This is a genomic window from Nocardia asiatica NBRC 100129 (assembly GCF_000308415.1).
GTDB lineage: Bacteria > Actinomycetota > Actinomycetes > Mycobacteriales > Mycobacteriaceae > Nocardia > Nocardia asiatica.
Genome location: NZ_BAFS01000136.1, coordinates 23852 through 31202 on the forward strand (window position 1 = coordinate 23852; position 7351 = coordinate 31202).

Below are 7351 nucleotides of genomic sequence, written 5' to 3' on the forward strand. Positions count from 1 at the left end.
GTGTTCACTGCGCGATCGACAGTCCGCCGAGCGGAAAGGCCTGCGCCGGGACGTCGCCATGCGGCGTGGTGTGACTGACGTCACAAGCGAAAACGCGCGATTTTTCGGGTGGCGGTGTCGAGAACTACGCGCCGGCTCCGTCCCTGGTGCACGATCGGCCTGACCGGCCGTGCGACCGAAAAGGAGTTCATCGTGAAATATCTGCTGCTGAAGCACTATCGTGGTGGCCCGGCCCCGACCGTGGCCCATCCTCCGATGGATCAGTGGGCTCCGGAGGAGGTGGACGCGCACATCCAGTACATGAACGACTTCGCCGACCGCCTGAAAGACAGCGGCGAGTTCGTGGACGCGCAGGCTCTGGCCCCGGAGGGCGCCTTCGTGCGATCCGACGGCTCGGGACGTCCACCGGTGACCGATGGCCCCTTCGCCGAGACGAAGGACCTCATCGCGGGCTGGATGATCATCGACGTGGACTCCTGGGATCGAGCGGTCGAGCTGGCCGGGGAGCTGTCCGCGGCTCCCGGGGCCGGCGGCGCGCCGATTCACGAATGGCTGGAGGTGCGGCCGTTCCTCACCGGGGCGCACACGGTGACCGAGTGAACGAACCGCTGGCGCGGGAACTCGTGCCTGCGGTGATCGGCGTCCTCGTTCGTCGCGGAGCTGACTTCGCCTCGGCCGAGGATGCCGTGCAGGAGGCCGTGATCAGGGCGCTGGAACTCTGGCCGCGGGAGCGGCCGGACAATCCGAAAGCGTGGCTGATCTCGGTGGCGTGGCGCAAATTCCTCGACGCCGCCCGGGCCGAGACGGCCCGGCGCGAACGTGAACTCGCCGTGGAGGCCGAACCTCCCGGCGGTCCGGTGCCCGCTACGGACGACACGCTTCGTCTGTACTTCCTGTGCGCGCATCCCACCTTGCCGCCGAGTTCGGCGGTCGCGCTGACCCTGCGCGCGGTCGGCGGCTTGACGACCAGACAGATCGCGGCGGCATACCTGGTTCCGGAAGCGACGATGGCGCAGCGGATCAGCCGGGCCAAACGGCGCATCGCCGGAGTCCGGCTCGAGGAGCCCGGCGACCCGGCGACCGTATTGCGAGTGCTCTACCTGGTCTTCAACGAGGGCTACAGCGGGGAGGTCGACCTGGCGGCCGAGGCGATCCGGCTAGCCCGCCAACTCGCCGCTCTCTCCGACGAGCCCGAGGCGGCCGGATTGCTCGCGCTCATGCTGCTGCACCATGCGCGCCGGGCTTCGCGCACCGGGCCCGGTGGTCGCCTGGTGCCGCTGGCCGAACAGGACCGCTCGCTCTGGGACGTCGAGCTGATCGCCGAAGGAGTGACCATCCTGCAGACCGCGCTGGCCCGCGACCGGCTCGGCGAGTATCAAGCACAGGCCGCGATCGCCGCGCTGCACGCCGACGCTCGCTGCACGTCGGAGACGGACTGGGTCCAGATCGTGGAGTGGTACGACGAACTGCTGTTGCTCACCGGCAGCCCGATCGTGCGTCTGAATCGTGCCGTGGCGCTCGGCGAAGCCGACGGACCACAGGCAGGCCTCGCCGCGCTCGCCGACCTCGACCCCGCCCTGCCCCGCTACACCGCCGTCGCGGCCTATCTGCACGAGCGCGCGGGCGAGCTCGGCCACGCCGCCGACCTGTACGCCGCGGCCGCCCGCGCGGCCACCAGCGTGGCCGAACGAGACCACCTCACCCGCGAGGCAGCGCGCGTACGGCACCGCGCGCGGAGTCGGTCGACGGCACTCCGGTCATGCGGCGATGTCGAACAAGGTCAGCTCCCCGGCGAGCGAAGCTCGTAGCTCGGCGCGTTCACGGATCGCGCAGGTCGGTCCGATGCCTTGGGCGACCGATTCCGGTGACAGGAGCCAGCCGCGGCAACGGCGGCAGTGCGCGACAAGTCGTACGGTGGGCTGGTCGTCGGTGTGGTCCATATCTTCTCCTCCGCTCCCGTCCGCATCATCGCACCGGGCACCGACACCCACCGGCGTTCCCGCACCCGATGCTGTCCAATGGATCGACGGCGACTCGGTCGATGGTCAAACCGTGCGCTGCTCAGAGCGGATAGTGGGGGGCGGTGCGGCTTGTCGCGGGAGGTTCGCTGCCCGGCACGTCCAGTGAGATCGAAAAAGCACTGGAGGCATTGTGTTTCACCGCTGACGCAACGACCCGAGCCACACCGGTCGATGTAACGACTATCCCCGTATCGGCTGCGCCTGAGCACCGCCAGGTGCCTCGAAATCTCTCGCTCGCCGAAATGGCGAAATCGAGAGAAGCCGGATTGCCGGGGTGGCGCGTATATAGCTGTGCGGTACTTCTGCTCTCACCACCTGAAGCGCAGGTATACCCGACGGATACCGTATCCGTGTAGTCGAGAACTCGGCGCGACTGAATGCGTTCCAGCGGTGGGGACGAATAGCTGTCGAACAGTGGCCAGGTCAGCGGCACGGATCCTGCCGTGTCCGCACACACTGCGAATCTCGAGCGTCCGGGATACCGACATGCGGCGCTGAATCCGAAAACGGACGAAAACAGATCGTCGAATCCATTGCCTCAGTGGGGATGCCGGGGTGTTACTGGATATTGCCGTGCCACGGCAGGAGTCGGCACCCCGGTGGGAGAAACCCTTCACATACCGCGACCCCCTCTTCACTACAGCGACGAGGAGGCAGGATCAATGCCTACTATCACATCCATATCCCCGACCACCGGACCGGTCACCGGTGGTAACAGTGTGAATATCACCGGCAGCGGGTTCACCGGTACTACCGCGGTGTTCTTCGGCATCCTTCCGGCGACTTCGTTCACGGTCGGTTCGGATTCCCAGATCACCGCGGTCGCTCCCGTGGGAATCGGTACGGTACCGGTCATCGTCATCGGGCCGAGCGGTATCAGCAACGCGAGTCCCTACACCTATGTGCTGCCGCCCATCCTGTTCGCGCTCACTCCTGGCACGGGATCACCGGCCGGGGGGACCACGGTCGTCCTCTTCGGCGTGGGACTGTCGGGCGCGACGGCGGTCAATTTCGGTGCCACGCCCGCCACTTCGTTCACCGTGGTGTCGGACAACCAGATCGTGGCCGTCGCTCCTGCGGGAACAGGCACGGTGCAGGTCACCGTCACCACCCCCGCGGGTACGAGTAACGGGCTGCCGTTCACGTACCTGTCGGTCCCCACACTGGTTTCGATCAGTCCGAGTTCCGGCCCGGCGACCGGGGGAACCGTTGTCACGTTGACCGGCACCGGGTTCACCGGCGCTACCGCGGTGCGGTTCGGAGCCACTCCCGCGACGTTCTACTTCGTGTTGTCGGACTCGCTGATCATCGCGGTCGCCCCGCGGGAACGGGTACGGTGCAGGTCACCGTCACCACCCCCGCGGGTACGAGTGCCGGGCTGCCGTTCACGTATCTCTCGGTTCCCACGCTGGTTTCGATCAGTCCGAGTTCGGGTCCGGTGACCGGCGGGACGACCGTCACCCTGACCGGCAGCGGGTTCACCGGCGCTACCGCGGTGCGGTTCGGTCTGGTTCCGGCGACTTCGTTCACGGTCGTGTCGGATACCCAGATCACCGCGGTCGCTCCGGCGGGCTTCGGCATTGTCCCGGTGACCGTCACAACGGCGAGCGGTACCAGCAACGCGGTCACGTACATCTACGTCTGACCGCGCACCACCCCGCGGCATTCGCCGGGGTGGCCTGATCACCGAAGGGGCCGGTCCGGAAGGGCCGGTCCCTTCGGCCCGCGTGTCATCCCTCTGGGTCGAGGTGTGCTCGTTCCTGTGCCGCATCCCTAGCCGGGCGCGCCGCATTCGTGAGGTGTCCAGACCCGGTCTGTCCAGGTCAACGGCGCTGCTGTCGCGGTTCTAGCGTTGGCACGGCTCGGGTGCCGATCCGCGAGGACGGTGCCGGGGCGGTCGAATGCCGTCGGCTCGGAGGAAGCAAGTAATGAAACGTAGTTCCGGCCTCGCCATGGCAGGCGCGACGGCGTCGGATGGCGATGCGGGCAGCGTGCGAAGCGGCAAGGAAGCCGCGCGCCGCCCGTGGGCGCATGTGCTCGCCGTGCTGGCGGCGCTGATCGCCGTGAGCGCGGCGCCACCGAGCGCGAGCGCCGACGCGCCGTCCATCACCGGTTCGTGGGCCGAGGACGACCGGACCGTGCAGTTGCGGGTGCGTTCCGCGGCGATGGGTCAGGACATCATGGTGAAGGTGCTGCGCCCGGCCGATCGTTCGGTGCCACGGCCGACGCTGTATCTGCTGAACGGTGGCGGTGGCGGGCAGGACAGCGCGACCTGGCAGAAGAACACCGGCGTGCTGCGCTTCCTCGCCGACAAGGACGTGAACGTGGTGCAGCCGGTGGGTGGGCGCTGGAGCTACTACACCGACTGGCGCGCGGCTGATCCGAAACTCGGGGTGTACAAGTGGAAGACGTTCCTCACCGAGGAGTTGCCGCCGCTGATCGATGCGGAGTTCGGCACGACCGGAGTGAACGCGATAGCGGGGCTGTCGACTTCCGGAACCTCGGTGTTGCAGCTTCCGATCGCCAAACCTGGTTTGTATCAGGCGGTCGCGGCCTACAGCGGTTGCGCGCAGACCAGCGACCCGATCGGCCGTGAGTTCATCAAACTCGCCGTCGAGAGCTGGGGCGGTGGCGACACCGAGAACATGTACGGCCCGCCCGGCGATCCGATGTGGGCGGCCAACGACCCCTACCTGCACGCCGAACAGCTGCGCGGCATACGACTGTTCCTGTCCACCGGGACCGGCGTTCCGGGGATGTACGACACCTACAACGGTGCGTACGCTCAGCCCGGGCCGCGTGGATTCCTGAATCAGCTGGTGCTGGGCGGTGTCATCGAGGCCGCGGTGAATTGGTGCACCCACAACATGCGTGACCGGTTGAACGAGCTGGGTATCCCGGCCACCTACGATTTCCAGCCCACCGGGACGCATTCGTGGGGCTACTGGCAGGATGCGCTGAAGACTTCGTGGCCGGTGCTGGCGGAAGGATTGGGCTTGCCGCACTGAGTCGGCCGGTCCGCCCGAGCCGCTGACATCCGTCGCGCCGGAGCTACCGGAGTGGGCGGGCAGGACCACCGGTCGCGTCCACGACGCGTCGCGCGATCGTCGCCTGAGGCTGCGGTGCCGAGAGCTTCGGTGAGCGAGTTTCAGTTGGCGGCGAAGCGCGCGGCGTTCGCGGCGGCCCACTCGGCGAAAGTCGTCGCGGGTCGGCCGGTGATGTCTCGGACGCTGGTGACGGGCAAAGCCGCCGGCTCGGGGTCGTAACCGCAGAGCACGTTGTCGACATACCAGGGCGCGGTGTCGCCCATGGTGGGGGTCAGGGCGGTGACGGTGTCCTCGCGGGAGGATCGGTGGAAGGCGATGTCGCGGCCGAGCGCGTCGGCGAGGTGCCGAACGAGATCGGTGCGGGTGAGGATCTCCGGCGTGGATGCTGAACACCATCCTGCCGCGTGATGCCGGCGATGCCCACCCGGTTGCCGAGATCGCCTCGTCGGTAGGAACGCACGGTACGCCCCCTCTGGCGCTCGATGTCGACGATCATTTCCTCGACAGAATGGCTGTGCATATGCAAGACAAAATCTTTGTGGACATCCACGGCGAGTTCTCGAGCAACGATCCGAGAAGATCCAAAGTCTCGCGGAGGTCTGACTCCCCACTCGCGGACCGTGTTCTGATCGACCCCGTCCCGAATTCCGGGACGCGTCACATCGCACAACCAAGGATCACCGTATGAACTCCAGGATCATCCGTCCGCTCGCCGTAACCGCGTTGGCGTTGTCCGCTTGCGCCCTCGGCGTCGGCACCGCTTCCGCGGATGCCGCCACGGCCACGCCCGTCTCCGGCTCGGTGGAAGTGTGCACCGGTATCCCGGTCGGCCACTTCGAGATCAACTTCTGCTTGTAACCGGCCGGCCCGGTAGCGTGCGGCGGTGGCGAACCCGTTCTGAGTGACCGGATTTCGCGTCTCCGATTCGGCGTCGTCACCGCCGCCCAGCATGCCGCGACGAGGTCGAGCTGGAGCGTGCACAGGGCTACGAGGTGGATGGCCGCTGGGCTGACTACCCGATTGTCGCTCTGCCGGTCGTTGTCGAAATCTATAAACGATCCACATATCCGTTGCTCTTTGTCACAAGTGAAGGGCTGAACGGCGAGATCAGTGCCCGAGGTACCGTGGGGCCTGCCCAGTGACTTGTGGGTGTTAGGAGTCGCCATGTCTGCCGCAATCTCTGCCGAGCCCTTTCTGACCTCTTCTGGTCAGCCGGTATCGACGCCGTTGAAGGATGTGCGAACCGTCTCCCGCCGGATGGTCGGCCATTTCGTCGAAAACGTCGTGCCCTGTGCGACTTTGCCCGGCGAAGCCCTGAACGGTGATATCACCACCGTGACACGGGTGTGCTTGGAGTTGACGAACAGCATGCTCGATGGACGAGATCTTCCGGGGCGAACCGAGCGAGTGCAGGATGCTGCCGCCGATTGGGCCAGGGAGGGCATCCCGATCGACACCATCCAGCACGCCATCCATGAAGGCTTCAAACTCGGATTCGATCTTTTGCTGGCCGATGTCGCCACCCATGACTACGCCACAGTCGCCGGGATCGCCCGACGTCTGATGGATGCTCTGGACATGATCACCTCGGCGGTGTCGGTGGCCTACGTTCGTGAATTACGTTCGGCGGTCAGCGAACATCACACCGCCGTCCACACCTTGACCTCGGCACTCCTGGGAGGGCAGAACCCCTCGACGATGGCTCGGGGGTGCGGCATCGAGTTGGCCGACCGCTATCACGTCATGGCGCTGGAGTTGCCACCACACCCCGAGGAACTCGATTCCTCGCTCGACGCGCAAGTGGTCGCCCGGCGGAAGTTGCGGCGGGCGCAAGCGGAACTGGCCGATAGGTGCGGCGGCAAAGTGCTGTCCCTGTTGAGCGTCGACGGCGGTACGCTGCTGCTTCCCGCCACGGAATTCTCCGATCCGGATCTGGACCAGCTGGTCGTGCATCTGTCCGCCGCAGCCCAGGTGCCGGTCAAAGCGGTGGTACTGGCGGCGGCGCCGCGGGAGATCCCCCGCGCGGCCGAGCAAGCCCATGAACTTGTCGACATCGTCCAACGGCTCGGCGGCGAGAGCAAGGTATATCGCCCGCACGAATTGGCATTCGAGTACCAGCTGACCCGGCCCGGCCCTGCTCGCGACTACTTGAGTGCTGTGCTCGATTCCCTCGAAGAGCACCCGGAACTGCTGCAGACACTCGAAATGTATATAGCTACGAACATGCAACGCTCTCGCACGGCTCGCAAACTCTACGTGCACACGAATACGGTGGATTACCGG

The 7351-nt window shown here is 66.3% G+C and carries 10 protein-coding genes; 8 read left to right on the plus strand and 2 right to left on the minus strand.

All coding sequences use genetic code 11. The features are described from left to right. The first annotated feature begins 189 nt into the window (after positions 1-189). Together ON27_RS13110 and ON27_RS13115 are read left to right on the plus strand one after the other, a co-directional pair. A complete protein-coding gene (locus ON27_RS13110) occupies positions 190-600 on the plus strand; it encodes a YciI family protein (RefSeq protein WP_218002987.1) in 411 nt (136 codons plus the stop codon). Continuing rightward, positions 597-1808, plus strand: a complete 1212-nt coding sequence (locus ON27_RS13115; protein ID WP_083887541.1) for an RNA polymerase sigma factor — start codon at positions 597-599, stop codon at positions 1806-1808. The genes ON27_RS13110 and ON27_RS13115 overlap by 4 nt, the downstream gene beginning before the upstream one ends. Here ON27_RS13115 and ON27_RS45370 read toward each other — a convergent pair. After that, positions 1758-1940, minus strand: a complete 183-nt coding sequence (locus ON27_RS45370; protein WP_083887542.1) for a DUF6011 domain-containing protein — start codon at positions 1938-1940, stop codon at positions 1758-1760. The two genes, ON27_RS13115 and ON27_RS45370, sit on opposite strands and share 51 nt — an antisense overlap. A 743-nt stretch (positions 1941-2683) precedes the next feature. Here ON27_RS45370 and ON27_RS13120 point away from each other — a divergent pair. The 3 genes from ON27_RS13120 to ON27_RS13125 all read left to right on the plus strand — a co-directional run bounded on the left by ON27_RS13120 (position 2684) and on the right by ON27_RS13125 (position 5029). Then, positions 2684-3463: an IPT/TIG domain-containing protein gene (locus tag ON27_RS13120; protein ID WP_218002985.1), complete on the plus strand. Its 780-nt coding sequence runs from the start codon at positions 2684-2686 to the stop codon at positions 3461-3463. Further along, entirely contained in the window at positions 3460-3666 is a 207-nt protein-coding gene (locus ON27_RS44325; protein WP_218002986.1) for an IPT/TIG domain-containing protein, read from the plus strand. Before ON27_RS13120 ends, ON27_RS44325 begins: the two co-directional genes overlap by 4 nt. A 283-nt stretch (positions 3667-3949) precedes the next feature. Next, on the plus strand, positions 3950-5029 hold the full coding sequence (locus tag ON27_RS13125) for an alpha/beta hydrolase (RefSeq protein WP_245559929.1): 1080 nt from the start codon (positions 3950-3952) through the stop codon (positions 5027-5029). Between the two features lie 140 nt (positions 5030-5169). On the opposite strand, the gene ON27_RS44130 is transcribed toward ON27_RS13125, so the two are convergent. Continuing rightward, positions 5170-5331: a hypothetical protein gene (locus tag ON27_RS44130; protein WP_174377839.1), complete on the minus strand. Its 162-nt coding sequence runs from the start codon at positions 5329-5331 to the stop codon at positions 5170-5172. Between the two features lie 119 nt (positions 5332-5450). Between ON27_RS44130 and ON27_RS43885 the strand changes: the two genes are divergently transcribed. The 3 genes from ON27_RS43885 to ON27_RS13135 all read left to right on the plus strand — a co-directional run. Further along, entirely contained in the window at positions 5451-5756 is a 306-nt protein-coding gene (locus tag ON27_RS43885) for a hypothetical protein (protein ID WP_051046502.1), read from the plus strand. Continuing rightward, a complete protein-coding gene (locus ON27_RS43890; protein ID WP_169334503.1) occupies positions 5753-5926 on the plus strand; it encodes a hypothetical protein in 174 nt (57 codons plus the stop codon). The genes ON27_RS43885 and ON27_RS43890 overlap by 4 nt, the downstream gene beginning before the upstream one ends. Before the next feature lie 306 nt (positions 5927-6232). Then, positions 6233-7351: PucR family transcriptional regulator (locus ON27_RS13135; RefSeq protein WP_043725302.1), on the plus strand; the 1119-nt coding region annotated here is incomplete at its 3' end.